The organism is Streptomyces aurantiogriseus, from assembly GCF_014649375.1.
In the GTDB taxonomy this organism is placed as follows: domain Bacteria; phylum Actinomycetota; class Actinomycetes; order Streptomycetales; family Streptomycetaceae; genus Streptomyces; species Streptomyces aurantiogriseus.
The window spans coordinates 230,849-256,904 of record NZ_BMSX01000006.1 but is presented as its reverse complement, the minus strand read 5'-3'; the positions used below and the strand labels follow the sequence as shown (position 1 = coordinate 256,904).

Below are 26,056 nucleotides of genomic sequence, written 5' to 3'. Positions count from 1 at the left end.
GCCCCTTCAGCCACGCGCCCGCTGGGTGACGGCGATACAGACGAGCACCGCCGCGGCCGTCAGCGGGGCGGCCACTGTCAGGTGCTCGCCCAGCAGCAGCACCGACCACACCAGTGTGAGCAGCGGCTGGGCCAACTGCAACTGGCTGGCCTTGGGGATGCCGATGGCCGCCATGCCCCGGTACCAGACGACCAGGCCGACGAACTGCGAGCCGGCCGCGACCCAGAGCAGCCCGGCCACGCTGTGCGCGGTCACATGGACCGGCTCGTGGGCGAGGGCGAGCGCGGCGGCGGGCAGGGCGAGCGGCAGGCAGAGCACCAGCGCCCAGCCGATGACCTGCCAGCCCGGCATGATCCGGGCCAGCCGGCCGCCCTCGGTGTAGCCGGCCGCGCACACCAGCAGCGCCGCGAACAGGTACAGGTCGGCGGTGCTCAGGGCGCCGCCGCTCTGCTGCACGGTGAACGCCGCCACCGCGACCGCGCCCGCCAGCGCCGCCGCCCAGAAGGTGCGCGACGGGCGGGAGCCGACGCGCAGGGTGGACAGCAGGGCCGTGGTCAGGGGCAGCAGACCGACGACGACCGCGGCGTGCGCGGTGGTGGACGTCTGCAGGGCGAGCGTGGTGAGCAGCGGGAAGCCGACGACGACCCCGGCGGCCACGACCGCGAGACCCGGCCAGTGCCGGCGGGCGGGCAGCGGGACGCGGGGTGCGAGCAGGCAGCCGCCGGCGATCAGCGCGGCCAGGACGCAGCGCACGGCGACCAGCGACCAGGGGCCGAAGCCCTCCAGGCCCCAGGCGGTGGCGGGGAAGGTGAGGGAGAAGGCGATGACACCGAGGCCGGCCTGGAGGGTGCCACCGAGGCCGGGCCGGCGCCGAGGGGCGGTTCCCGGGGTGGCCTGCGGGGCGGTTCCCGGTGCGGTTCCCGCGGTGGTGACTGCTATCGGGGAAGGTGGAGTAGCGCTACTCTGTGTCTTCATGCATGAGCGTAGCAGTGTGGGTGAGCTGACGGATCAGCTGCGGCGGGAGCTGGACCGCTACTCTCCCGGTGGAAAGCTCCCGTCGAGCCGGGCTCTCGTCGAACGGTTCCGGGTGAGCCCGGTGACCGTCTCCCGCGCCCTGGCGCACCTGGTCGCCGAGGGGCTGGTGGTCACCCGGCCCGGCGCCGGGGCCTTCCGCGCCCGGCCGCGTACGACGTCGGCGCCGCCCGGCGACACCTCGTGGCAGGAGGTCGCGCTGAGCGCGGACGGTGCCGCCGACCTCGTACCGCGCTCGGTGGACGCCTCCGGCGTCACGGTCTCGCTGGCCGCTCCGCCGCCCGGGGTGATCGAGTTCAACGGCGGCTACCTGCACCCCTCGCTGCAGCCGGAACGAGCGATGTCCGCGGCCCTGGCACGGGCGGGTCGGCGCCCCGGCACCTGGGGCCGGCCGCCGATGGAGGGCCTGCCGGAACTGCGGGAGTGGTTCGCGCGCTCCATCGGCGGCGCCGTCACCGCGGCCGAGGTCCTGGTCAGCGCGGGCGGCCAGACGGCGCTCACCACCGCCCTGCGCGCCCTGGCCCCGCCCGGCGCGCCGGTGCTCGTCGAATCGCCCACCTACCCCGGCATGCTGGCGATCGCCCGCTCGGCGGGGCTGCGGCCCGTGCCGGTGCCGGTCGACCCGGACGGGGTGAAGCCGGAGCTGCTCGCGGACGCGTTCCGGGCGACCGGAGCCCGGGTCTTCGTCTGCCAGCCGCTCTTCCAGAACCCGACCGGTGCCGTCCTGGCCCCCGCCCGGCGCGGGGAGGTGCTGCGCATCGCGCGGGAGGCGGGCGCCTTCGTCGTCGAGGACGACTTCGTACGGCGGCTCGCGCACGAGGACGCCGGGCCGCTGCCGCGCCCGCTCGCCGCGGACGATCCCGACGGTGTCGTGGTGCACGTCGGCTCGCTCACCAAGGCGACCTCGCCCAGTTTCCGGGTCAGCGCCCTGGCCGCCCGCGGCCCCGTTCTGGAACGGCTGCGCGCCATCCAGGTCGTCGACACCTTCTTCGTGCCCCGCCCGCTCCAGGAGGCGGCGCTCGAACTCGTCGGCTCACCCGCCTGGCCACGGCATCTCCGGTCGATCGCGGCCGAGTTGAAGACCCGGCGCGACACGGTGACGTCCGCTCTGGCCCTGCACCTGCCCGAACTCTCCCTCCCGCACGTCCCGTCCGGCGGCTACCACCTCTGGCTGCGCCTGCCCGACGGCACCGACGAGGGCGCGTTCACGGCGGCGACCCTGCGCGCGGGCGTCGCCCTGACCCCCGGCCGCCCGTACTTCAGCGCCGAACCCCCGGCCCCGCACGTGCGGTTGAGCTTCGCGGCGGTCGCCGGGGCGGAGGAGATCGCGGAGGGGGTGCGGCGGCTGCGGGTGGCGTGCGACGAGGTGCTCGTGGAATCTGTTCGACACGGGGTGCGCGATCTGTGAGGGTCCCCCCATGACCGACACGCCGTCCCTCGCCGAGGGCTACGAGATCTCCGCCGACCCCGCCCGGATCGACGCCGAGCGGGTGCACCGCTGGCTGTCCACGGACGCGTACTGGGCGCTCGGGCGCGAGCGGGAGAAGCAGGACCGGGCGATCGCCGGGTCGCTGAACTTCGGGGTGTACGACGTGGCGTCGGGGGAGCAGGTCGCCTACGCGCGTGTGGTGACGGACCGGGCGACGTTCGCCTGGCTGTGCGACGTGTACGTGGATCCGGCGGTGCGGGGGAAGGGTCTCGGGACCTCCCTCGTCGCGGCCGTACGCGACCACCTGCTGCCGCTCGGGCTGCGCCGCATGCTGCTCGCCACCCACGACGCGCACGGTGTGTACGAGAAGATCGGCTTCGAGGCGCTGGCGAAGCCGGACCAGTGGATGGCGCTGCTTTTCGAAAGCTTCGAAAAAATGCCGCACAACATCCCTTGACCTGCGTACTTGCGCGCCTCACCATCACCGCATGGCACTCCGGGTCACGTTTGTCGCCGCCGCGCGCAGCTCCGCGCTGCTCGCCGAGCGCTTCGAGGACGACCGGCCGCTGGACCAGGCGGGCTGGGAGGAGGTGCTGCGCGTGGGCGGTGAACTGCTGCCGCTCGCGGCGGCCGAGCTGCGCTACTGCTCGCCGACCCCGCGCAGTCGCGCCACCGGGGACGCGCTCGGATACGCGCCGTTGGTCCAACTCGCCTTGCGGGACTGCGACATGGGCCGCTGGCGTGGGCTCACCCTGGGTGAGGCGATGGCGCGGGAGCCGTCGGCCGTGGACGCCTGGCTGGCCGACCCGCGGGCCACTCCGCACGGCGGTGAGTCGCTGCTGGAGTTCGTCTCCCGGGTGGGCGGCTGGCTCGACACACGGCCCGTGGAGGACGGCGGCCGGATCGTCGCCGTGGCCGAGCCGAGCGTGATCCGCGCCGCGCTGGTGTACGCGCTCAAGGCGCCGCCCTCGACGTACTGGAACATCGACGTACGGCCCCTGTCGACGACCACCGTCACCGGCCTGGGCGGGCGTTGGAACCTGCGCTTCGAGGGGGCCTCGGTTCAGCCCTCGCGGACGTAGCCGGTGCTCTCGCGGACGTAGCCGGTGCTCTCGCGCTCGTGGTCGGTGCTCTCGCGCACGTAGTCCGTGGTGAGCAGGAGGTCCTTCGCCGGGCCGCCCACGCGCCAGACCGTCCGCCAGCGGTCGGCGTCCCGGACGGTGAAGTCGCCCCGGTAGAGGTCCGCCGCGCAAGGGTGGTCGGCCACATGCCGTCCCGTCGTCAGGTCCAGGTCGTGGAAGGGGCGACCGTCGGCGAACCGTACGTCCGCCGTACCGGGCGTCGGCCCCGGCAGGAAGCGCAGGGTCCGCTCGGCGGGCCGGGCCACGCCCTGCCAGACGAAGGTGCCGGACTCCTCGTGCAGCAGACCGCCGCCCTCACCGAGCGGCCGGAAATCGGTGCGGCCGGTGAACCTGCCCTCGTCGCCGCTCGTCAGATCCCGCACCGAACGCTCCACCCGCCACCTCCCGGCGAGGTACGCCAGCGCGTCCGGCACTGGCCAGAACTCGCCCATCCCGCGCCGCCCTCCGTCACATCCGTTGCTGCACGCCCCATTGACGCGCTCCGACCCCCTCCCTATCTTGCCGTTCGAAGTGCTGATCAAGGTCCGATATTTCGAACATCTGTGAACAGAGAGCCGCGGAGTATCCATGTCACGCAGCACCACCGGTACCACCCGCACCACCCGCTGGAGACTCGGTCTCACCACCACCGCCCTCCTGACGGCCACCGCCCTCCTCCCCGCCCCCGCGCACGCCGAGGGCGTCACCGACTACGCGATCACCGTCGACCCGGCCGCCAAGGGCGCCGAGATCGACGACACGATGTACGGCGTCTTCTTCGAGGACATCAACCGCGCCGCCGACGGCGGCCTGTACGCCGAGCTCGTGCAGAACCGATCCTTCGAGTACTCCACCGCCGACAACACCTCGTACACGCCACTGACCTCCTGGACGGTCGACGGCGCGGCCCAGGCCGTGAACGACGACGGACGGCTGAACGAGCGCAACCGCAACTACCTCTCCCTCGGCGCCGGTTCGTCCGTGACGAACGCCGGCTACAACACCGGCATCCGCGTCGAGCAGGGCAAGAGGTACGACTTCTCGGTCTGGGCCCGCGCCGAGAGCGGCACCACCCTCACCGTCACCCTGCAGGACGCCGCGGGCACGCTGGCGACCGCCCGCCAGGTGGCCGTGAAGGGCGGCTGGGCGAAGTACAAGGCCACCTTCACCGCGACCCGCACCAGCAACCGCGGCCGCCTCGCCGTCGCCTCCTCGAACGCGGCGGCCCTCGACATGGTGTCGCTGTTCCCGCGCGACACCTACAAGAACCAGCCGAACGGCCTGCGCAAGGACCTGGCCGAGAAGATCGCCGCCCTGCGCCCGGGCTTCGTGCGCTTCCCCGGCGGCTGCCTGGTCAACACCGGCTCCATGGAGGACTACAGCGAGGCCTCCGGGTGGCAGCGCAAGCGCTCCTACCAGTGGAAGGACACCATCGGACCCGTAGAGCAGCGCGCCACCAACTCCAACTTCTGGGGCTACAACCAGAGTTACGGCCTCGGCTACTACGAGTACTTCCGCTTCTCCGAGGACGTCGGCGCGATGCCGCTGCCCGTCGTCCCCGCCCTGGTGACCGGCTGCGGCCAGAACAAGGCCACCGACGACGAGGCGCTGCTCCAGCGGCACATCCAGGACACCCTCGACCTCATCGAGTTCGCCAACGGCCCGGCGACGTCGAAGTGGGGCAAGGTGCGCGCCGAGATGGGCCACCCCAAGCCCTTCCACCTCACCCACATCGGGGTGGGCAACGAGGAGAACCTCCCCCACGAGTTCTTCGCCCGCTTCCAGAAGTTCCGCGCCGCCATCGAGGCCAAGTACCCGGACATCACCGTCGTCTCCAACTCCGGCCCCGACGACAGCGGCACGACCTTCGACACCGCCTGGAAGCTCAACCGCGAGGGCGACGTCGACATGGTCGACGAGCACTACTACAACAACCCTCAGTGGTTCCTGCAGAACAACGACCGCTACGACTCCTACGACCGCAACGGCCCCAAGGTCTTCCTCGGTGAGTACGCCTCCCAGGGCAACGCCTGGAAGAACGCCCTCGCGGAGGCCGCGTTCATGACCGGCCTGGAGCGCAACGCGGACGTCGTCAAGCTCGCCTCGTACGCCCCGCTGCTCGCCAACGAGGACTACGTGCAGTGGCGGCCGGACATGATCTGGTTCAACAACCGCGCCTCCTGGGGCTCGGCGAACTACGAGGTCCAGAAGCTGTTCATGAACAACGTCGGCGACCGCGTGGTCCCGTCCAAGGCCACCACCACACCGGACGTCAGCGGCCCCATCGCCGGTGCCGTCGGCCTGTCGACGTGGGCGACCAGCGCGGCGTACGACGACGTGAAGGTGACCGCCGCGGACGGCTCGACGCTGCTCAGCGACGACTTCTCCGGTGACGCCTCGAAGTGGAAGCACGTCGGAGGCGGCAGCTGGAGCGTCCAGGACGGCCAGTACGTCCAGACGGACACGGCTGCCGAGAACACCATGGTCACGGCCGGTGACCCGGCCTGGCAGGACTACGACCTGCATGTGAAGGCCACCAAGAAGTCCGGCAAGGAGGGCTTCCTCGTCGCCTTCGGCGTCAAGGACACCGGCAACTACTACTGGTGGAACCTGGGCGGCTGGAACAACACCCAGTCCGCCGTCGAGCAGGCCGTGGACGGTGGCAAGGGCACGCTCATCACCAAGGCCGGGTCGGTCGAGACGGGCCGTGCCTACGACATCGACATCAAGGTCAGGGGCCGCCAGGTGACCCTCTACCTCGACGGCAAGGAGTGGGGCAGCTTCACCGACAACAAGCCGGCCGAGCCGTTCCGGCAGGTCGTCACCAAGGACGCCAGTACGGGTGACCTGATCGTCAAGGTGGTCAATGCCCAGGCCTCGGCCGCCCGCACCGCGATCGACCTCGGCGGCGCGAAGGTCGCCTCCCAGGCCCGGGTCACCACGCTGGCCGCCGGCGAGAACGAGGTGAACACCGAGACGGACACGCCGGTCACGCCGGTACCGTCGACCTTCTCCGGAGTCGCCGCCAAGTTCACGTACACCTTCCCGGCGAACTCCGTCACCTTCCTGCGGATCAGGCAGAGGTAGGCGGGCTCACCCCCAAGGAAGTACCGCCGGGCCGCGCGGACGCCCCCACCAGGGCCTTCGCGCGGCCCGCGCTCATTCCCCGTCGATTTTCTTAATCCTCGCATCATGTGCGGGACATTTCCTGTTTCCCCGGCGGTCACGGAATTCCTCAAAAGGCCTGGACTCGTATGCGGAATTCCCTCCGCTTCTTTCCGTGGAGACACAACCAACCGGCAGGATCACCCGTCTGATTCGGCGAATCGTCCCGGCGCTTGCCGAATTCTCTGGGGGCCTGCCCGACCGTGACATCGACAACCTCTCCGGAGCCGACGACACCGGCCGCCGACGGCGACAGAGCCCCCGGAGCCCGGCTCGCCTGGTTCCGGCTGCCCCGCCCGACCGGGCCGCGGCGAGCCGCCCTGCTCGCGGCCGTCATCGCCGTGACCGCGCTCTGCGCCGCCGACGCCGTCGCCCGCAGCTTCCCCTTCGGCCCCCGCACCCGGAGCGTCAACGACCTGGGCAACCAGTACCTGCCGTTCCACGCACACCTGTGGGACCTGCTGCACGGAAGGGCCGACGGCGGCCTCCTCGTGAACTGGCAGTCAGGATTCGGCTCGAGTTTCCTCCCCGACCTCGGCACGTACCTCACCAGCCCGTTCGCCCTGCTCGTCGCGGTGTTCCCGCGGGACGAGATCGACCTCGCGGTGTACGTGATCACCGTGCTGAAGATCGCGTGCGCCGGTGCCGCCATGGCCTGGCTGCTGCTGCGCCTGCGGCCCTGCCGCTGGTGGGCGGCGGGACTGCTGGGCGCGTCCTACGCCCTGTGCGGCTGGACCGTGGCGAGCGCCGTGTACAACGTGATGTGGCTCGACGGCCTGATCGCCCTGCCCCTGCTGTGCCTGGTCGGCGAATGGACGCTGCACGGACGGCGTCCGGTCCTCGGGGTGGTGGTCGTGACGGCGGCCTGGATCGCCAACTTCTACACGGCGTACATGGCCACCCTCGCCGCCGGTCTCGTGGTGCTGGTGCGGCTGTGGATCTCCGGACTCCCGCGCCGGCGGACGCTCGCCGCGGCGGGCCGGGCCGGCCTGACCTTCGTCCTCGGCACGGGCCTGGCCGCACCGCTGGTGACGGTGGTGTACTTCGGCAGCTCGCACGCCTCCCCGGGCAGATTCCGGGACTTCGCGCCGGTGGCGACGGAGGACCTGCTGGCCCGGCTGCTGCCGACGACGTACAGCTTCGGTTCGCCCGCCCTCTACGTGGGCACCACGGCGCTGCTGCTCGCCCTCGCCCTGCCCTTCCACCGGTCGGCTCCCGCGCGGGTGCGCACCGGGTGGACGCTGCTGGTGGTGGGGGTGACGCTGTCGATGCAGTGGGGCCCGACCCAGCTGCTCTGGCACGCCTTCGCCACCCCGCAGGGCAGTGCGTACCGCCAGACCTTCGTGGTGTGCGCCCTGCTGGTGATCGCGGCCTGGCACGCGCTCTCGTACGGCCCGCCCGACCGGCGCGCGCTGTGCGCGGCGGGCACGCTGCTCGCCCTGATCGCCGCCCTCGCGAGCCGAAGCGACCTGGTGCGCCCCTTCGCGTGGCCGGTGCTCCTCCTGGCCGCCGCGGGCACGCTGGTCGGGCTGGCCCTGCTCGGCCGCACGGACGGGGCACCTCCCCTCGGCAACGGGCGCCGCACCGCGCCGGCCGTGTTCGCCGTGGTGTTGCTCCTCGGCACGCAGCTCGGCGAGGCCACCGCCACCTCCGCCGTGGCCACCCGGCTGCGGCTCGGGCACATGGACGACTACGCGCCCTGGGGAGACCGGCGGCAGCAGCAGGCGGAGGCGATCGCGCAGGCCGACGGCTGGCCCCGGTACCGCACCGACCCGGGCCGGGAGCAGACCGTCGGCAACGACCCGCTGATGGTGGGCGGCCAGGGCGCCCAGTACTACAGCAGCCACACCTCCGACGTGCTCTTCCGCCTGCTCCCCGCCCTCGGCGGCGGCTGGACCTCGGGAGGCCGCAGCGAGCAGAGCCTGGACAACGCCGTCACGGACGTGATCTTCTCCGTCGGCGCGCGGGTGCACTCCCCGCCGGACCCGCATCAGAACTGGTTCCCGCAGGACGGCAGCCGAGTGACCGTGTCCCGGCAGGACGTACCGCCCCTGGTGACGGTACGACCGGCCGGCACCTCCGCCCACACGGGCGTGTCCGCCTTCGGGCCGTCGCCGTACCGCAACCAGGAACTGCTGCTGGGAACCCGTGTCTACACCGTGCCCCGGCTCACGGTGCGGACCGCCGCCGGGAATGCCGCGGACCGCAGTGACGACGAGCGGCCGGGTCTGCGCATCGGCGCTCCCCGGCCCGGGACCGCCGAAGGGAAGCCGACGATCACGGCCCGGTGCCCGGCGGGCAGCGAGGTGTACCTGTGGGCGCCGCACTTCTCGGGCACCGCACGGCTGACCGGTGACTCCGCCGGCGGCCTGACCGGGCGGTTCCGGTCCGACCACCCCGTCACCAAGATCGCCGCCATGCAGCGGCTCGGCACGGTCCCCGCCTCCGGACACCTGCGCATCGAGCTGTCGCCCAACCGGACGGGCACCGTCCCGGACGGGGCGGTCGGCTGCCTGGACACCGCACGGCTGCGTGCCGCCGCCGAAGGGCTCACGGCCACCGGCGCCACCGCGGTGACCGTGGACGACGGCACCCTCCGCGCCCAGCTCCCCGCCGGCAGCCTGGGAACCGCCGTCGTCGCGGTCCCCCGGACCGCCGGGTGGCGCTGCGCCACGGGTGACGATCCCGCCGTACCCGCGGGTGACCACTACGGGTTGATCGCTGTGCCCCTCGACGGTTCCTCGAAGCGTCTCACCTGCACGTTCCACCCGCCCGGTATGCGGTTGGGCATGGTGGTCGGGGGAATGTCACTGCTGGGCCTGATCCTGTTCGCGACCCTCACGGCCGTCCGTCGGCGGCAGGACCCGGTGTGACCGAGAACTTTAGTTGGCGAATCATGGTCTGAGACGCGCAGGTCGGGAGCGCATGGAGAATTCTTGTTGGCGAATCATGAGAGGGATAGTTGGCGAATCATCGGCTTGGATGCTCACTGTGCGTGAGTAACGGGGTGAGCCGGTTCCTCGTCGGCGATGCCGAGCGCCTGGCGAACTCGATCCCGTAGTCGTCGGGCGTTCGGGGTTGGGGAGAAGCGTCCGTTGTCAGTCCTCGGCGCTACCGTGACGCAAGGAGGTGCTTGGTGCTGGCCGCTGTGAATTCTTCGGCTGCATCAAGAATGGCCTGTATCCCCGTCTGCGTACGGCCTTCGAGGACGCCTAGGTCCCGTTTCGGCCCGCCTATGCCACCAACCACGTCGCACTGCAGCTGGAACTCGTCGCCGCCGGTGTCGGCATTGCTCTCGCGGCAGGAGGCGCCCGGGGTATCACCGGGGATCCGCGGATCATCGTGGTGCCGGTGACGCCTCGTATCCCCTATGCCAAAGCGTTGGTCTGGCGCGCCGGCCCGCACTCGTCGGCCCCGCTGCGGGCCCTGCTGGACCTCCCGCACTCGGCGGCCGAGAACTCAATCATTTGAGTGAAGCACGCAGCCCTGCTGCGCCCGCCTCCCGCGGACGAAAGACTCAACTGATCGACCTCACCGGCCGAGCAGCTTTCATTGGCGTCAGCGGGTGCCATTGGCCGCAAGGGCGGATCCCGGTGTCGACGTCGGAACTGCCGGGAGGTGGCCGAGAGATGGCCTCCAGCCAGGGCCGTTGTCTACGACGAATTCAAAGTCGCCGTCCCTTGTGGTGTGCTGGGTCTTGCTTCCGGGCGAAGGCGGCCACCTTGCTTGGCCTTGCTGTCCGTCGCGGCTCCCTCGCCGCGCCCTGATACGCCGGCTTGGCGTGGGCCCGTTCTCGCAGCTCACGAGAACGGGCCCGCGCAGGATGTGGGTTACAGGGCTGCGGCGGCGCTGTGGAGGTTCTTGGCGGCCAGGGCGAGCCCCTCGGTCTGGGAGTAGGCGGCGTCCTCGTGCTCGATGTTCACCGCGATGTCGGGGTCGATCTCGGCGAGGGCGCGCAGGAACTCGGTCCAGAACGGGACGTCGTTGCCGAGGCCCACGGCGACGAACTTCCAGGCCGGGTTCTCCGGCCACGCGTTGCACCAGAAGCCGTAGCCGGTCGGCACCTTGCCCGGCGCGTCGGCCGGCACGCGGGTGAACGACGTGTCCAGCACGCCGCGGATGTCGGCGCCCGGGCAGAGCGTCGCATCCTTCGCGGCGGCGTGGAACACCAGCGGACCGAGCCACTTGATGGACGCGATGACATCCATGCCCTGCCACATCAGGTGGGAGGGGTCCATCTCGGCGCCGACGTTCGTCAGACCCCCCGCCTCGACCAGCCGCTTCAGGGTGACCGGCGAGAAAACGAGGTTGTGCGGGTGCATCTCGATGGCGACCCGGACGTCGTTCTCCCGGGCCAGCGCGTCGATCTCCTTCCAGAACTCGACGGCCACACCCCACTGGTAGTCCAGGACGTCCATGTAGACGCCGTCCCACGGATTCACCACCCAGGAGGGGTACTTGGCGTCCGGGTCCGAGCCCGGCGTACCGGACATGGTGACCACGTGCCTGACGCCCAGCAGGCCCGCGAGGCGGATCGTGCGGCGCAGGTCGTCGGCGTGCTTGGGGCCGACGCCGGGGAGCGGGTTGAGCGGGTTGCCGTTGCAGTTGAGGCCGGTCAGCTCCATCCCGCGGTCGGCGAACGTCGCCAGGTACTCCTCGCGCGCCTTGGCCGAGGACAGCAGCAGGTCGACCGGGCAGTGCGGGGAGGGGATGAAGCCGCCGGTGTTGACCTCGACCGAGGTCAGACCGTTCTCCTTGAAGATGTCGAGGGCCTCGGTGAGGGTGCGGTCGTGCAGACAGGCGGTGTAGGCGCCGAGCTTGAGGGCCATCGGGTATCTCCTTCGATACGTGAGAATCAGGCGACGGGCGGAACGGCGACGGCGGCACCGTCGTTGTGGGAGGACTCGACGACGGCCTGGATGATCTCCATCGTGCGCAGCGCGTCGGCGAAGGTGGCGCAGGCCGGCAGCGGCTCGGCGACTCCAGCGACCTGGTCCAGGAAGGCCCGGGCTTGGTAGGTGAAGTTGTCGGCGTTGCTGGCACCCACACCCGGCGCCTCCATCGGGACACCGCCCGCGAAGTACGGCAGGTTCGGACCGGCGATGATCTGCCGGGCACCGCGCGTACGGGCGTCGGGCTGTGCGTCGTCGAAGAGGTACTCGGCGGGCCGGTGCTGGTCGAACGCGGCCCGCCCGTCGACGCCCAGCACGTCGAAGAACAGCCCGTTGGGCAGGCCGAAGCCGGTGCGCGTCACCGAGAAGGTGCCGACAAGACCGGACTCGAAGCGGGCCGTGAAGGTCGCGGTGTCCTCGTTCTCGACCTCGCCGAACTCCTCCGAAACGGGAGCCGCGTTGTGCCCGACGACCGCGCCCAGTGGCAGCGGCCGCTTGGTGATCTGCGTCGACAGCGAGGCACCCGAGACCGAGGCGATCGGCCCGGCCACGTACTCGGCCGCGTCGATGACGTGCGAGCCGACGTCCCCCAGCGCACCCGAACCCGGGCCGCCCTTGAACCGCCAGCTCAGCGGCCCGTTCGGGTCGGTCGCGTAGTCACACCAGTAGCGGCCGCTGAACAGCGTGAGGTCACCCAGCTCACCGGCTCGCACATGCTCGCGGATCGCGGCGATGCCGGGGGCACGACGGAATGTGTAGCCGACCGCAGTCACGACCTCGGCGGTGCGCTCCAGCTCGGCCATCGCGCGGGCGTCTTCCATCGACCCGGCCAGCGGCTTCTCGCACAGCACATGCTTGCCGGCGGCGACCAGCGCCTCGGCGATCGGGCGGTGCAGAGCATTGCCGACGACGATGCTGACGGCGTCGATCGTCGGGTCCTCGGCCACGGCCTCCCAGCTCGGGAGTGCCTTCTCGAAGCCGTAGCGACGCGCGGCGTCCTCGCCGAGCGCGGTGTTGGCGTCGGCGATCGCGGCCAGCCGGACCGGCGGCAGGCCGGCCCCGAAGACCGTGTTGACGTTGCGGTATCCGGCCGCGTGGCTGCGGCCGGCCATACCGGCTCCGATCACCGCGACGGAGAGGGGTTTGGCGGAGGTGGTCATGGCGGGTGCCTTTCAAATGAACGAGTGATCAGGCGGCGAACTGCCGTCGGAAATGGGACTCGATGTCTTCCATCGAGCGGCCGCGGGTCTCGGGGACGGTGCGGAGGTAGTAGAGGAATGTGACGGCGTTGACCGCCGCGAACAGCAGGAACGTGATCCCGCCGACCGCGTTGATCAGCGGCGGGAACACCAGCGTGACCACGAAGTTGGCCATCCAGGTGCCGAAGACGGCCGTGCCCATGGCGAAGCCGCGCAGCCGGAGCGGGAAGATCTCCGAGAGCATCAGCCAGAACACGGTCGCGATGCATCCCTGCATGAACAGCAGGAAGGTCAGCATCGAGGCGAGCACCAGGTAACTGCGGGCCGTCGATTCGGGTAGGACCAGGAAGCAGAACGCGATCAGCAAGAGGGAGACGGTGACGCCGACCTGGCCGGTCAGCAGCATCGGGCGCCGGCCGTACCGCCCCAGCAGCCACATGCCCGTTGATACGGCGAGGACGGCCACGACGCCGTTGGCGATGGTGGCGGTCAGCGCCGCCTGCCTGCCCAGCCCGGTGTCCAGCAGGATCGTCGGCGCGAAGTACATGATCGAGTTGACGCCGGTGAGCTGAGTCAGAGACGCCAGCCCGAACCCGAATATCACGATGCGCCGCACCCACGGTGTGCCCAAGTCCCGCCAGCCCGCCCGCGGCTCGGCGGCGTCGGCGGTGACACGCTGCTTGATCTCGGCGAACTCGGCATCGACGTCCTGTGGGTCGCGAATCCGGCCCAGGGTGCCGCGGGCGTCGTCGAACCGGCCACGAGAGGCCAGCCAGCGCGGCGACTCAGGCACGAAGAGCATCCCGACCCACAGCAGCACGGCGGGGACCGTGGCGATCGCGAGCATCCACCGCCACACGCCACCCTCGCCCACAGTCTTGGCGATGACCGCGTTCGAGGTGTACGCCAGCAACTGGCCCGTCACGATCATCAGTTCGTTCTGGGTCACCAGCCGCCCGCGGCGGTCGGCCGGAGCCAGTTCGGCGATGAAGACCGGCACCGTCGCGGACGCACCGCCCACGGCGAGACCCAGCAGCACACGGAAGAGCACCATCACCGCAAGCTCCGGCGCCAGAGCGGTGCCCAGTGCCCCGACGAAGAACAGCACTGCGAGCCCGAGGATGGTCCGCTTGCGCCCGTAGCGGTCACAGAGCCGGCCACCGAAAAGGGCCCCGAACGCCGCACCGAGCACGAGCGACGACGCGACGATCCCCTCGGTCAGCGGGGTCAGCCCCAGCCCGCCCTCCTCGGGCGAGAGTGACATGAAGGGCAGCGCACCGGAGATGACGCCGGTGTCGTAGCCGAAGAGCAGTCCACCGAACGTGGCGATGACGGTGATGGTTCGTAGCCGCCGGTAGACGTGGGGGGAGGAATGGCTGCCTGTGGCGGCGGTGCTCGGTGTGGAGGCCTGGAGGGCGTCGTCCCTGACGTCCATGGCCACCTCCTAGCGGTTGGTGGGTGTGGGGGGATGTCAGTTGGAGGTCGGGAAGTTGAAGCCGGCGCTGACCTGCTGGCTCTGCTGGGGCCAGCGGGTGGTGACGACCTTGGGGCGGGTGTAGAAGCGGATGCCTTCGGGGCCGTGGATGGGAGAGTCGCCGATGAGGGAGTCCTTCCAGCCGCCGAAGGAGTAGTACGACATCGGGACCGGGACGGGGACGTTGATGCCGATCATGCCGATGTGGATGTTGCGCTGGAAGCGGCGGGCCGCTTCGCCGGAAGCGGTGAACAGGGCGGTGCCGTTGCCGTAGGGGTTGGCGTTGATGAGGTCGATGGCCTCATCGAGAGTGTCGGTGCGGACGATGGCGAGGACCGGGCCGAACAGCTCCTCCTTGTACGCCTGCATCTCGGTGGTGACGTGGTCAAGGAGGGAGGGGCCGGTGAAGAAGCCCTCCTCATGGCCCTCGATCTTCAGGTCGCGGCCGTCGACGACGACGGTGGCGCCCTGGGCGGCGGCCGTACCGACGGCGTTCTCCACGCGCTCCTGGGCTGCCTTGGTCACCAGCGGGCCCATCTCCGTGCCGGGCTGGTCACCGGGGCCGACCTTCACTTCGCGGGCCTTGCGTTCGAGGATCTCGACGAGCCCGTCGGCGGCGTCGCCAACGGCGACGGCGACCGAGACGGCCATGCAGCGTTCGCCGGCGGAGCCGTAGGCGCCGGCGGTGATGTGGTTGGCGGCGAACTCGAGGTCGGCGTCGGGCAGGACGACGGCGTGGTTCTTGGCGCCGCCGAGGGCCTGGACGCGCTTGCCGTGGGCGGTGGCCTGCTCGTGGACGTACTTGGCGATCGGCGTGGACCCGACGAAGGAGACGGCCTCGATGCTGGGGTGGGTGAGGATGGCGTCGACGGCCGGCTTGCCGCCGTGGACGACGTTGAATACACCGTCGGGCAGTCCGGCCTTCTTGTACAGGTCGGCGACGAAGTTCGCGGCCGACGGGTCGCGTTCGGACGGCTTGAGGATGAAGGTGTTGCCGGTCGCGATGGCGATCGGGTGCATCCACAGCGGCACCATGGCGGGGAAGTTGAACGGAGTGATACCGGCCACCACTCCCAGCGGCTGGCGGAAGTTGTGCACGTCAACACCGCGCGAGACCTGGTCGGAGAAGGAGCCCTTCAGCACGTCACCGAGGCCGCAGGCGAACTCCACGACCTCGCGGCCGCGGGTGATCTCACCACGCGCGTCGTCGACGGTCTTGCCGTGCTCGGCGGAGATGATCCGGCCGAGTTCCTCCTCGTGCTCCAGGAGCAGCTGGCGGAAGTTGAACATGACCTGGGTGCGCTGGGTGAGCGAGGACTCCGACCACGTCTCGAACGCGGCGGACGCGACCTGGACCGCGGCGTCCACGTCCGCGCCGCCGCCGAGGAGGACCTGGGCCTGCTCGGCGCCGGTGGCCGGGTTGAACACCGGCTGGGTGGCGGTGGCGGCCCCCTGGGTGAGGGAGCCGTTGATCCAGTGCTCGATGGTTGTCACGGTGACGTTTCCTTTGCGGGGACGGGGTCTTACAGGTAGTGGCGCTGGGACTGCTTGTGGGCGGCGTACGTGTCGTAGGCGGCCTGGGTCGTGTCGAGGGCGGAGGTCTGGCTGACCGGGACGTCCCACCAGCCGTGGCCTGGCGGGTTGGGCCCGTACAGGTCGGTCTCGACATGCACGACCGTGGTCCGGGACGCCGCCTTCGCCTTCTCCATCGCCGAGCGGAACTCCTCCACCGACGTGGCGTGCAGGACGTCCGCACCCAGTGAAGAGGCGTTCGCGGCGAGATCAACCGGGAGGACGTCGCCGTCCAGCTGCCCGGTATCGCCGTCGCGGTAGCGGTACTTGGTGCCGAAGCGCTGCGAGCCGAGCGATTCGGAGAGGGCGCCGATGGAGGCGAAGCCGTGGTTCTGGACCAGGACGATGATGACCTTGAGGCCCTCGGAGACCATGGTGACGATCTCCTGCGCCATCATCAGGTACGAGCCGTCGCCCACCAGCACGACCACCTCGCGTGACGGGTCGGCCATCTTGGCGCCGACGCCGGCCGCGACCTCGTAGCCCATGCAGGAGTAGGCGTACTCGACGTGGTAGGCCTTCGGGTCGCGGGCCCGCCACAGCTGCTGCAGGTCGCCGGGCATGGAACCGGCAGCGTTGATCACGACGGCGCGGTCGTCGAGGCTGTCGTTGAGGGCGCCGAGGATCTGCGTCTGCGCGGGCAGGTCACCGGTGTTGCGGTCCGGGGCGAAGCACTCCTCCTCGATCTTCCGCGTACGGGCGATGAGTTGGCGGGTGTGCGAGCGGTACTCGGGCTCGACCTCCCAGTCCGTCAATGCCCCCGCGAGGGCCTGGACGCCCAGCCGCGCATCGGCTACCAGCGGCTCCGCGGAGTGCTTGACGGCGTCCAGGCGGGCGACGTTGAGGTTGACGAAGGTGACGTCGGGGTTGCCGAAGACGGTGTGGCTGGCGGTGGTGAAGTCGGAGTAGCGGGTGCCGATGCCGAGCACCACATCCGCCTCGCGCGCCAGCTCGTTGGCCGCATAGGAGCCGGTGGAGCCGATGCCACCCACGGCGCAGGAGTGGTCCCAGGGCACGGCGCCCTTGCCGGCGTGCGTGTCCGCCACCGGGATGCCGGTGGCCTCCGCGAACGCCCGCAGCTCGGTCTCCGCACCCGAGTAGACGGCGCCGCCTCCGGCAACGATCAGGGGCTTCTTCGCGCCGCGCAGCAGGTGGGCGGCCCGCTCGACGGCGGCCTGTTCCGGCACCGGGCGGCCCACGTGCCACACCCGGCGCCGGAAGAAGGAGACGGGCCAGTCGTGCGCCTCGGCCTGCACGTCCTGCGGCAGCGCCAGCGTGACGGCGCCGGTCTCCACCGGGTCGGTCAGCACCCGCATCGCGGCCAGCGCGGCCGGGATCAGCTGCTCGGGACGGGAGATGCGGTCGAAGTACTTCGACACGGCCCGGAAGGCGTCGTTTACGGTGACGTCCCCGCCCCGGGTGTCCTCCAGTTGCTGCAGCACCGGGTCGGCGGCGCGGGTGGCGAACATGTCGCTGGGCAGAAGGAGGACCGGGAGCCGGTTGGTGGTGGCCAGCGCGGCGCCGGTGATCATGTTGGTGGAGCCGGGGCCGGTGGACGCGGTGCAGGCGAAGGTCGCAAGCCGGTCTCGCATCTTCGCGTACGCCACCGATGCGTGGACCATGCCCTGTTCGTTACGCGCCAGGTAGTAGGGCAGGTCGGCCTCGCGTGTCACTGCCGCCTGGAGCAGCGCCTGACCGATGCCGGCGACGTTGCCGTGGCCGAAGATGCCCCACACCCCGGGGATGAGCCGGTGCTCCTGGCCGTCGCGCTCGCTGTACTGGGCGGCCAGGAAGCGCACCAGGGCCTGGGCGGTGGTCAGCCGGATCGTCTTGGTCATGAGTGGTTCTCCTCGGCGCCGAACGGCAGCCGGTCATCGGTGTCTTGCGTGTCCCAGGTGGTGCGGACCCAGCCGTGGGCGGGGTCGTCGCAGATGAGCCAGGCGCGGTCCTGGTCGGGACCGGCCATGACGTTGAGGTAGTACAGGTCGTAGCCGGGCGCGGCGATGGACGGGCCGTGCCAGCCGTGAGGGATCAGCACCGTGTCGCCGGAGCGGATCTCGGCGAGGACGTCGATCGGGCGCTCGGGAGTGCCGTAGACCCGCTGGTAGCCGAAGCCGTTGCCGTCGCCGGAGACCTCGAAGTAGTAGATCTCCTCCAGCTCCGACTCCTGGCCGGGGCGGGCTTCGTCGTGCTTGTGCGGCGGGTACGACGACCAGTTGCCGCCGGGTGTCAGTACCTCGCACACGAGCAGCTGCTCGGCGTCGAAGGTGCCGGGCAGGCAGTAGTTGTTGACTTGCCGAGAACATGCGCCGGCGCCACGGAGCTCCACCGGGACGTCCTCCTTGCGCCCGTACCGAGCCGAGTGACCTCCCTGCTCGGTACGGGCGGAGGGCAGCGCGAACCGTCCGCCGGTCGCGCTGCTGATCAGGGCCTCCGACTCGCGGGGGAGGTAGGCGAAGTCGGTGACTGAGGCGAACACGCCTGTCCGGCCGGTGAGTTCGAAGGCCGTGCCGTCCGTGGTGACGGTGCACGAGCCCGTCAGCGGCAGGACCAGGAACTCGGAGTCGGCGGTGGACAGGGCGTGTGCCTCACCGGGCTGCAGGGTCAGGATCCTGAGCCCGGAGTATCCCCAGCCCGCCGACTCGGGCGTGACCAGGAGGTCGTAGGGGCCGTCGGCCGAAGTCCCCTTGGGAAGGTGATACTTGGACGTCACAGCAGGCTCACCGCCCGGTCCACGGCACCGGCGACGTCGCCGCCTGCCGGGTAGAGCAGGGAGCGGCCGACGACCAGGCCGCGTGCGGTGGGCTGCTTGAGGGCCTTGCCCCAGGAGGCGAAGGCCGTGTCGGCGTCCTTGACCTCGCCGCCCAGCAGCAGCGCGGGCAGGGTGGAGGAGGCCAGGACGCGCTCCATGTCCTCGACGACCGGCAGCTTCAGCCAGGTGTAGGCGGTGCGGCGGCCCAGCCCGGAGGCAATGGTGATCGACTTGGTGACGGCATCCGTCGACAGGTCGTTGCGGATCTTCCCGTCCTGCCAGGTCGACATGAACGGCTCGACCATGGCGATCAGGTGACGGTCGTTGAGCTCGTCCACGGCCCGGGCGGTGTTCTCCAGGATGGACGGCGTGGCAGCGTCGCCCAGGGCGATGCGGGTGAGCATCTTCCCGCCGTCGAAGCCCATCGCGGCGATGGTTTCGGCGTCGTATCCGGTGAACCGGTCGTCGATCTCGAAGACCGACCCCGCCAGGCCGGCCCGGTTCATGGAGCCGAAGACGCTCTTGCCGTCCAGGACGCCGAGCAGCAGCAGGTCTTCGAGGATGTCGGCGGTGGCCAGCACACCGGTCACGCCAGGCCGCTCCAGGGCGATGCACAGCCGGTCCAGGAGCCGGGCGCGGTCGGCCATGGCGTTGGGGTCGGCGCCGACGCCGTTGGCGCCGCGCGCCGGGTGGTCGGCGGCGATGATCATCGCCTTGCCGTGCTCGCCGATGAGCGAGGTGGCCTTGATGCGGCGCGCGGCCGCTGCCGCGATGGCGCCGGGGTCGTTGACCCGGGCGTCCACGATCCGGCTCACGTGATCGGTCAGCACGTCGTCATACCTTTCGCTGGGCAGCGTCGAGGGCGGCAGGGGCCGCGGAGCGGAGCTTCTCTTCGACCTCGGCCTGAGTGGGCATTGCGTCGGAGCAGGACAGGCGGCCCGCGGCGAGGGCGCCGGCGGCGTTGGCGAAGGACACCGTGCGGCGGGTGTCCCAGCCGGACAGCAGGCCGTGGCACAGCGCCCCGCCGAAGGCATCCCCGGCGCCGAGCCCATTGACGACGTCCACAGGCACCGGCGGAATCTCGGCGACCGAGCCGTCGCGGTCCATCGCCAGGACACCCTTGGGGCCCTGCTTCACCACGGCCAGCTCCACGCCCGCGTCGAGCAGCGCCTTGGCAGCGGCGTAGGGCTCACGTTCGCCGGTCGCCACCTCGCACTCGTCGAGGTTGCCCACGGCTACGGTGGTGTGGCGCAGGACCTCGGAGTAGTACGAGCGCGCCTGGGACGGGTCGGCCCAGAACATCGGCCGCCAGTCGAGGTCGAAGATCGTCGTGCCCGCCTTGGCGCGGTGGGCGAGGGCGGCGAGGGTGGCCGAGCGGCTCGGCTCCTCGCTCAGGCCCGTGCCGGTGATCCAGAAGACCTGAGCGTCCCGTATCGCCGCCAGGTCCAGTTCTCCCGGTCGGATGTCCAGGTCGGGGGCCTTGGGCAGGCGGTAGAAGTACAGCGGGAAGTCGTCCGGCGGGAAGATCTCGCAGAACGTCACCGGCGTCGGCGCGATGTCCGACGTACCGACGAAGCGGACGTCGACGCCGTAGCCCTCCAGGGCGGTACGGACGAAGTCGCCGAACGGATCCCGGCCCGTCTTGGTGATCACGGCGGCGGAGCGGCCGTAACGGGCGGCGGCGACGGCGACGTTCGTGGGGCTGCCGCCCAGGTACTTGCCGAACGAGGTGACCTCCGCCAGCCCCACCCCCGTCTGGAGCGGATACACGTCCACTCCCACACGGCCGATGGTCAACACTTCGAACGGCATAACGCTGGTTTCCCTTCGCTCCGGAGATTCCGGGGGTGTGGAGTGGAGTGGGACTTAAAGCGCTTTAAAAGCGCCTCACGGAGAACGATGCCCTCAACTCAAATGTCATGTCAATAGGTTGTTACGACGAGCTGTCTCAAGTGGTTGCCGACCAGAGACCGCGCGCCGTCAGGACCAGCGCGCCAGGTACTCGGCGATCTTGTCCCGCATGAACACCGACGATTCCTTGGCCCGTTCCTCCCAGGCGAAGACGCAGGCGGTCAGGGTCCCGTCGAAGCCGTTCGCGCGCAGCTCGCGGAAGAGCTCGTCGAAGTCGACCTCGCCCTGGCCGATGTCCAGGTGCTGGTGGATGCGGGCCGGGGTGCCGGGCGGGTTGAGGATGTACCGGTTGCCGGACGAGGCGGTGTGGTCGAACGCGTCGGCCAGGTGGACGTGGGTGAGCAGGTCGCCGGCGTACTTGATGATGCCGGCGGCGTCGTTGCCGATGTGGAAGGTGTGCGGGGCGCAGTAGAGGAAGGTGACGTTGGGGTTGTTGATGCCCCGGATCAGGTTGATCGCGTCGTAGCCGTTCTCGATGAAGTCGTCCGGGTGCGGTTCCAGCGCGAGCTTGATGCCCTCCCGCTCGAACACCGGCAGCAGCTCGTCCAGCGACTTCCAGAACTGCGCTTCGCTGCGGTCGGAGTCCTCCGGCCGGCCGTTGAACTCGGAGATCATGCTGTCCACGCCGAGGTCCGCGGCGATCTGGATCGAGCGCTTCCAGTACCGTACCGCGGCCTGGCGGGCGTCCTCGTCCGGGCCGGACCAGCGGAACAGCGGCAGCAGCGAGGAGATCCCGACACCCGCCGAGTCCAGCGCCTTGCGGAACTTGCGGACCGTCGCGTCGTCGACGCGCGGGTGGCGGAAGAACGGGATGAAGTCCTCCCGGGGGGACAGTTCGATCCACTCGTATCCCAACTCGGCCACCACAGAGGGGAGTTCGAGCAACGGGACGTTGCGGATCATGTACGGGTCGAGGGCGATCTTCATGGCGGAATGCCTTCCGGTCAGTAGGAAAGGGGGGATCGTGGGCGGTGGTCAGGCGGAGCCCTCGCGAGCGGTGGCCACGGGTGCGGTGAGGTCTTCCTCTTCGGGGAGTTCCTCGACATCGACGCCGCGGACCTGGGACAACTCGTGCTTGAGCGCGGCGAGTTCGGCACCGCCGGCCATGTGGTTGGTCAGTGCTTCGACTGGAAGGCGACCATGCTGGCGGTCAGCGCCGAGGTGATCACCGCGACGCCGGCCGACAGGTCGAACTCACCGCCGATCATGAGCAGCGCGACCGGCAGCGCCATGATCCCGATCGTCGACGACTGGTAGAGGATGTTGGCCATCGAGCTGCCGTCACGAACCGGAGGTGCTGCGACGAGGAAGAACACGAACACCGCGACGGCGCCGAGGAAGACGCCGACCTCGGGTCGGGCGAGCAGCTGAAGCGCCAAGGGCCGCCGCTTGGTCCGCCCGTCGGTCTCCTTGCCGGGTCCGGAGGCCGGCGGTGTGGTCACCGCCGGCTCAGCATGCTGGGTCACGCTCATCACCGCGTGCCCTTCGCGGCGAACTTGGCCACCGCGTCGACGTTCGACTTGTCGACGAAGGCGGGGCCGGTCAGCACGGGCTGCTCGCCGCCGCCGCTGAAGTTGCCGTTGGTCTTGTACAGCCACAGGGAGTCGACAGCGAGGTAGCCCTGGAGGTAGGGCTGCTGGTCTACGGCGAACTGGATCTTGCCGTTCTGGATGGCGGAGACGAGGTCCTTGTTGAGGTCGAAGGTGGCGATCTTCGCCTTGCTGCCGCCCTCGGACACGGCCTGCTCCGCCGTCAGCGCGATCGGGGCGCCGAGGGTGACCACCTCGTCGATGGAGGAGTCCTGCTTGAGCTTGGCGGTGATCGTCGACTTCACGGACGGCATGTCGGTGCCGTTGACGTAGAGGATGTCCGTCTTGCCGCTGAAGGTCTTCTTCACGCCGTCGCAGCGCTGTTCCAGGTTCACGTCGCCCTGGGCCTGGATCACGCACAGGGCGTGCTTGGCGCCGGTGCCGTTGAGCTTGGAGCCGAGGGCCTGGCCGGAGACGGACTCGTCCTGCCCGAAGAACGACAGCAGGCCCTGCTGCTTCCAGACGCTCAGGCCCGCGTTGAGGCCGACGACCGGGATGCCGGCCTTCTCCGCCTTGGCGACCACTGCCTTCAGGGCGTCCGGCTTGGCCAGGGTTACGGCGATCCCGTCGACCTTCTGGTCGATCGCGTTCTGCACCAGGTTGGCCTGGTCGCCGGCGTTCTCGTCGTTCGAGTAGATCAGCTTGACGTTGTCCTTAGCGGCCGCGGCCTCCGCGCCCTTGCGAATGGTGTCCCAGAAGGTGTCGCCGGAGGGTGCATGGGTGACCATCGCGATGGTCATGCGGGGGGTACTGGCCTTGCCCGCGGAGACGTTGCCGGCCTCCTCCTCCTCTGCCTTCTTGCCGCCGGAGCTGCTGGAACAGCCGGCCAGGGTCAGGGCGGCCGCTGCGGCCACGGCCACGACGGGGACGATTCTGCGGGAGCGGGGAAGCGCTGTGCGGTTCATGCGTGCACCTCACTGTGCGAAGGGGAGCGGGGGCCGCGGACTTCGGGTGGGCCGCTGTAGGGGAGTGGTGACCAGGCCTCGCAAGCGGCTGGTGGAGGTGGAGAGGCCGGTGTCCGAGCGCGCGATGCCGGCGGTAGGGCGTCGCGCTTCAGGGCTGAGTTCGTTGGAACAACAGGACAAATTAAAGCGCTTTAAGTGCTGGTACTATCGGTCGCGTTTCCTGAGGGTGTCAAGGGTGTTGCACGAGGAGATTTGCCGCGGGGAGGCGCAAGTGGGTAACGGTGGATCCGCGCATCACCAGAACGGCGCGCACAAACGCCCCAGGTTGGAGGACGTGGCCGCACGGGTGGGCCTGTCCACGGCGTCGGTGTCTCTGGTGCTGCGCGGAGTGCCCGGGCCGAGTGAGCGCACCCGGCAGCGGGTCCTGAAGGCGGCCGCCGACCTCGGCTACCAGGTGGACCGCACCGCCAGCACGCTCGCCAGCAGGCGCAGCCGGCTGCTCGGCGTCATGGTCGACATCCATCGACCGTTCCACGCCGAACTGGTCGAGCATCTGCACACCGCGGCCGAGGAGGTCGGCTACGACCTCGTCCTCAGCACCCAGACTCGCACCCGCGACGAACACACCGCGGTGGAGACGCTTCTCGCCTTCCGCAGCGAGGCCCTGATACTCCTCGGTCCGACCGCGCCTGCGGACACGCTCGCCACCCTGGACAACAAGGCGCCCGTCATCGCCGTCGGTCGTCGCATCTCCGACGCCGCCCTGGACGTCGTACGCACCGCCGACGACGACGGTGTCGGCCAGCTGGTCGACCACCTGGTCGGCCTCGGTCATCGCGAGATCGTCTACGTCGACGGCGGCAAGGGCGTCATCGCCACCGACCGCCGCCGCGGCTACCGCACCGCCATGCGCCGCCATGGCCTTGACGACCACATCCGGATCCTGCACGGCGACCACACCGAAGCAGCCGGCGAACGCGCCGCCCGCAAGCTCCTCGAGGGCGACAGCCTGCCCACCGCTGTCCTCACCTACAACGACCCGTCCGCCATCGGCGTCCTGGCCGCCCTCGCCCGCGCCGGCGTCTCCGTCCCGGGCGAGGTGTCCGTGGCCGGCTACGACGACGATGCCCTCTCCCGGCTGAGCTGCTTCAACCTGACCACCGTCAGCCAGAACGCCGAGGAGCAGGCCCGGCACGCGGTGACCGCCGCGGTCGAACGCCTCGACCAGGACCGCACCGAACCCCGCGAGGTGGTTCTCGCCCCGCGCCTCGTCGTGCGCGGCACCACGGCCGCACCCGCCTGACGCATGCCGCCGGATGCGCCACCGCGAGCGGGGTCGTCTTGCTCGAGTGTGTGAGGAGGGGGATGCGGCCTGCGCCGTGCATGGCTGACGTCAGGTGCGCCCTGTCCGTCGAAAAGGGGCAGGCAAAAGCCCATCGGATCGTCCAGTAGTACGTAGCGCCCGGGCACAGGCGGCTTCCTTACGCTGCCCGAAGCCGTCAAAGTCCTGACCGGCTGCGAACGCGAAGTCACGGCCTTGGCTGCGCACGGCAAGTCCAAGATCGCCACCAGCTCGCACTCAGCGCGCTGACCGTCCTCAGCCACATGCGAGGCGCCGACCGAGCGGCGGTCACTTCACCAAGAGCACCCGGAACGCCGCCGCAGAGCTCGTCAGGAGGTGCGGCGCGCCGAGAAGGCCCGCGAGCGGCGCAACCGCATTAGGGCTCGAACCAGCCGTTGGTGCCGATCGGCACTGGGCAGGGTTTTGACCAATGACAAATTTAGAGCGTTTTAAGCGCTGTTACTATCAGCGGCCTCACAGGGGCATGTCAAGAGTGATGCCATAAATCGACGGGAGACCAAGTGGACGATCTCGACTCCGCTCACCCCGCAGGTGGCAATGGCGCGACTCCGCGTCCCCGACTGGAGGACGTCGCCGCGCGCGTGGGCCTGTCCACGGCGTCGGTGTCCCTGGTGCTGCGCAACGTGGCCGGCCCCAGCGAGCGCACTCGCCGGCGCGTTCTGAAGGCCGCTGCCGAACTCGGCTACCGCCCCGACCGCAACGCCAGCGCGCTGGCCAGCAGGCGCAGCCGGCTGCTCGGCGTCATGGTCGACATCCACAGCCCCTTCCACGCGGAACTGGTCGAGCATCTGCACACGGCTGCCGAGGAGGTCGGCTACGACCTCGTCCTGAGCACCCTGACGCGAACTCGCGACGAGAGCACGGTCCTCGAGACGCTGCTGGCCTTCCGCTGCGAGGCGCTGATCCTCCTCGGCTCGGTGTCCCCTGCCCCCGTCCTCGCCGAGCTCGACCGCAAGGCGCCCGTCATCTCCGTGGGGCGCCGCATCGCCGAGGCCGATCTCGACGTGGTACGCACCGCCGATGACGACGGGGTCGGCCAGGTCGTCGACCATCTGGTCGCCCTGGGACACCGTTCCATCGCCTACGTCGACGGCGGCAAGGGGGTCATCGTCACCGACCGGCGCCGCGGCTACCGGGACGCCATGCGCCGCCACGGGCTCGACGAGCGCATCAGGGTGCTGCACGGGGACATCACCGAGGCGGCGGGCGAGCGGGCCGGCCGAGACCTCCTCGACAGCGGTGATCTTCCGAGCGCTGTCGTGGCGTACAACGACCAGTGCGCCATCGGTCTCCTCACCGCTTTGCGCAGGGCCGGAGTCGACATCCCCGGCACCGTCTCCGTCGTCGGCTACGACGACGACGCCCTCTCCCGGCTGGCCTGCTTCGACCTGACCACCGTGAGCCAGAACGCCGAGGAACAGGCGCGGCATTCGGTGGCGGCAGCCATGGAACGCCTCGAGCGCGGCCGCACCACGCCCCGCGAGATCGTCCTCGCGCCCTCCCTCGTTGTACGCGGGACCACGGCCAGGACGCGCTGACCGCCGTGCAGTGCGGCGGACGTAACTGAAGCGCGCATTTCGGAGCGAACTCTTGACACGTTCCCGAAACGCAAGCATGCTCTGCGCACCGCTTAAAGCGATTTAAAGAGATTG

General features: G+C 70.2%; 19 protein-coding genes and 3 pseudogenes. 8 read left to right on the top strand and 14 right to left on the bottom strand.

The features are described 5' to 3' along the window. Positions 1 to 6: 6 nt before the first annotated feature. The gene (locus tag IE263_RS15760; RefSeq protein ID WP_189936735.1) at positions 7 to 975 is read right to left on the bottom strand and encodes a DMT family transporter; all 969 of its coding nucleotides are present in this window, start codon (positions 973 to 975) and stop codon (positions 7 to 9) included. On the opposite strand from IE263_RS15760, the gene IE263_RS15755 reads away from it, so the two are divergent. Genes IE263_RS15755 through IE263_RS15745 form a run of 3 tightly spaced genes read left to right on the top strand, consistent with a single transcriptional unit; the run spans position 974 to position 3,543 of the window. Further along, entirely contained in the window at positions 974 to 2,440 is a 1,467-nt protein-coding gene (locus IE263_RS15755; RefSeq protein WP_189936733.1) for an aminotransferase-like domain-containing protein, read from the top strand. The genes IE263_RS15760 and IE263_RS15755 overlap by 2 nt on opposite strands. A 10-nt stretch (positions 2,441 to 2,450) precedes the next feature. Then, positions 2,451 to 2,918 (top strand): GNAT family N-acetyltransferase, encoded by a 468-nt coding sequence (locus IE263_RS15750; RefSeq protein ID WP_189936730.1) that lies wholly within the window; start codon positions 2,451 to 2,453, stop codon positions 2,916 to 2,918. Positions 2,919 to 2,949: 31 nt separating this feature from the next. Continuing rightward, on the top strand, positions 2,950 to 3,543 hold the full coding sequence (locus IE263_RS15745; RefSeq protein ID WP_189936728.1) for a histidine phosphatase family protein: 594 nt from the start codon (positions 2,950 to 2,952) through the stop codon (positions 3,541 to 3,543). Here the strand turns inward: IE263_RS15745 and IE263_RS15740 are convergent. Then, positions 3,525 to 4,034 (bottom strand): DUF6314 family protein, encoded by a 510-nt coding sequence (locus tag IE263_RS15740; RefSeq protein WP_229911003.1) that lies wholly within the window; start codon positions 4,032 to 4,034, stop codon positions 3,525 to 3,527. The two genes, IE263_RS15745 and IE263_RS15740, sit on opposite strands and share 19 nt — an antisense overlap. A gap of 136 nt (positions 4,035 to 4,170) precedes the next feature. On the opposite strand from IE263_RS15740, the gene IE263_RS15735 reads away from it, so the two are divergent. The 3 genes and pseudogenes from IE263_RS15735 to IE263_RS50010 form a co-directional block, all read left to right on the top strand. Further along, positions 4,171 to 6,669 (top strand): alpha-L-arabinofuranosidase family protein, encoded by a 2,499-nt coding sequence (locus tag IE263_RS15735; RefSeq protein ID WP_189936726.1) that lies wholly within the window; start codon positions 4,171 to 4,173, stop codon positions 6,667 to 6,669. A 281-nt stretch (positions 6,670 to 6,950) separates the two neighbouring features. Next, the gene (locus IE263_RS15730; RefSeq protein ID WP_373311985.1) at positions 6,951 to 9,620 is read left to right on the top strand and encodes a YfhO family protein; all 2,670 of its coding nucleotides are present in this window, start codon (positions 6,951 to 6,953) and stop codon (positions 9,618 to 9,620) included. Positions 9,621 to 9,978: 358 nt separating this feature from the next. Then, positions 9,979 to 10,218: pseudogene (locus tag IE263_RS50010) on the top strand (LysR substrate-binding domain-containing protein); the annotation flags it as partial. A gap of 359 nt (positions 10,219 to 10,577) precedes the next feature. Here the strand turns inward: IE263_RS50010 and IE263_RS15720 are convergent. From IE263_RS15720 to IE263_RS15670, 12 genes and pseudogenes are all read right to left on the bottom strand, one after another. Continuing rightward, positions 10,578 to 11,576, bottom strand: coding sequence for a sugar phosphate isomerase/epimerase family protein (locus IE263_RS15720; RefSeq protein ID WP_189936724.1), 999 nt, complete (start codon positions 11,574 to 11,576; stop codon positions 10,578 to 10,580). 26 nt (positions 11,577 to 11,602) lie between these two features. Further along, a complete protein-coding gene (locus IE263_RS15715) occupies positions 11,603 to 12,799 on the bottom strand; it encodes a Gfo/Idh/MocA family protein (protein WP_189936722.1) in 1,197 nt (398 codons plus the stop codon). Positions 12,800 to 12,827: 28 nt separating this feature from the next. Beyond that, complete coding sequence (locus IE263_RS15710) at positions 12,828 to 14,273, bottom strand: sugar porter family MFS transporter (protein ID WP_189936720.1); 1,446 nt, start codon at positions 14,271 to 14,273, stop codon at positions 12,828 to 12,830. 36 nt (positions 14,274 to 14,309) lie between these two features. Further along, positions 14,310 to 15,806, bottom strand: coding sequence for a CoA-acylating methylmalonate-semialdehyde dehydrogenase (locus IE263_RS15705; RefSeq protein WP_189936718.1), 1,497 nt, complete (start codon positions 15,804 to 15,806; stop codon positions 14,310 to 14,312). 29 nt (positions 15,807 to 15,835) lie between these two features. Further along, positions 15,836 to 17,722 (bottom strand): 3D-(3,5/4)-trihydroxycyclohexane-1,2-dione acylhydrolase (decyclizing), encoded by a 1,887-nt coding sequence (iolD, locus tag IE263_RS15700; RefSeq protein WP_189936716.1) that lies wholly within the window; start codon positions 17,720 to 17,722, stop codon positions 15,836 to 15,838. Then, positions 17,719 to 18,597, bottom strand: a complete 879-nt coding sequence (iolB, locus tag IE263_RS15695) for a 5-deoxy-glucuronate isomerase (RefSeq protein WP_189936714.1) — start codon at positions 18,595 to 18,597, stop codon at positions 17,719 to 17,721. The genes iolD and iolB overlap by 4 nt, the downstream gene beginning before the upstream one ends. Further along, entirely contained in the window at positions 18,594 to 19,466 is an 873-nt protein-coding gene (locus tag IE263_RS15690; protein WP_189936712.1) for a Cgl0159 family (beta/alpha)8-fold protein, read from the bottom strand. The genes iolB and IE263_RS15690 overlap by 4 nt, the downstream gene beginning before the upstream one ends. A 4-nt stretch (positions 19,467 to 19,470) precedes the next feature. Further along, the gene (gene iolC, locus IE263_RS15685) at positions 19,471 to 20,448 is read right to left on the bottom strand and encodes a 5-dehydro-2-deoxygluconokinase (RefSeq protein WP_189936710.1); all 978 of its coding nucleotides are present in this window, start codon (positions 20,446 to 20,448) and stop codon (positions 19,471 to 19,473) included. A 168-nt stretch (positions 20,449 to 20,616) separates the two neighbouring features. Further along, positions 20,617 to 21,474, bottom strand: coding sequence for a sugar phosphate isomerase/epimerase family protein (locus tag IE263_RS15680; RefSeq protein WP_189936708.1), 858 nt, complete (start codon positions 21,472 to 21,474; stop codon positions 20,617 to 20,619). A gap of 48 nt (positions 21,475 to 21,522) precedes the next feature. Beyond that, positions 21,523 to 21,672: pseudogene (locus IE263_RS48550) on the bottom strand (sugar ABC transporter ATP-binding protein); the annotation flags it as partial. Positions 21,673 to 21,674: 2 nt separating this feature from the next. Next, positions 21,675 to 22,019 (bottom strand): annotated as a pseudogene (locus IE263_RS15675) (ABC transporter permease subunit); the annotation flags it as partial. Continuing rightward, on the bottom strand, positions 22,019 to 23,041 hold the full coding sequence (locus IE263_RS15670) for a sugar ABC transporter substrate-binding protein (protein WP_189936706.1): 1,023 nt from the start codon (positions 23,039 to 23,041) through the stop codon (positions 22,019 to 22,021). The gene IE263_RS15670 and the pseudogene IE263_RS15675, both read right to left, overlap by 1 nt. 271 nt (positions 23,042 to 23,312) lie before the next feature. Between IE263_RS15670 and IE263_RS15665 the strand changes: the two genes are divergently transcribed. After that, the gene (locus IE263_RS15665) at positions 23,313 to 24,344 is read left to right on the top strand and encodes a LacI family DNA-binding transcriptional regulator (RefSeq protein ID WP_189936704.1); all 1,032 of its coding nucleotides are present in this window, start codon (positions 23,313 to 23,315) and stop codon (positions 24,342 to 24,344) included. A 560-nt stretch (positions 24,345 to 24,904) separates the two neighbouring features. Next, positions 24,905 to 25,942 carry a LacI family DNA-binding transcriptional regulator gene (locus IE263_RS15660; protein WP_189936702.1) on the top strand — a complete coding sequence of 346 codons (1,038 nt, stop codon included), beginning with the start codon at positions 24,905 to 24,907 and terminating at the stop codon, positions 25,940 to 25,942. Positions 25,943 to 26,056: the final 114 nt, after the last annotated feature.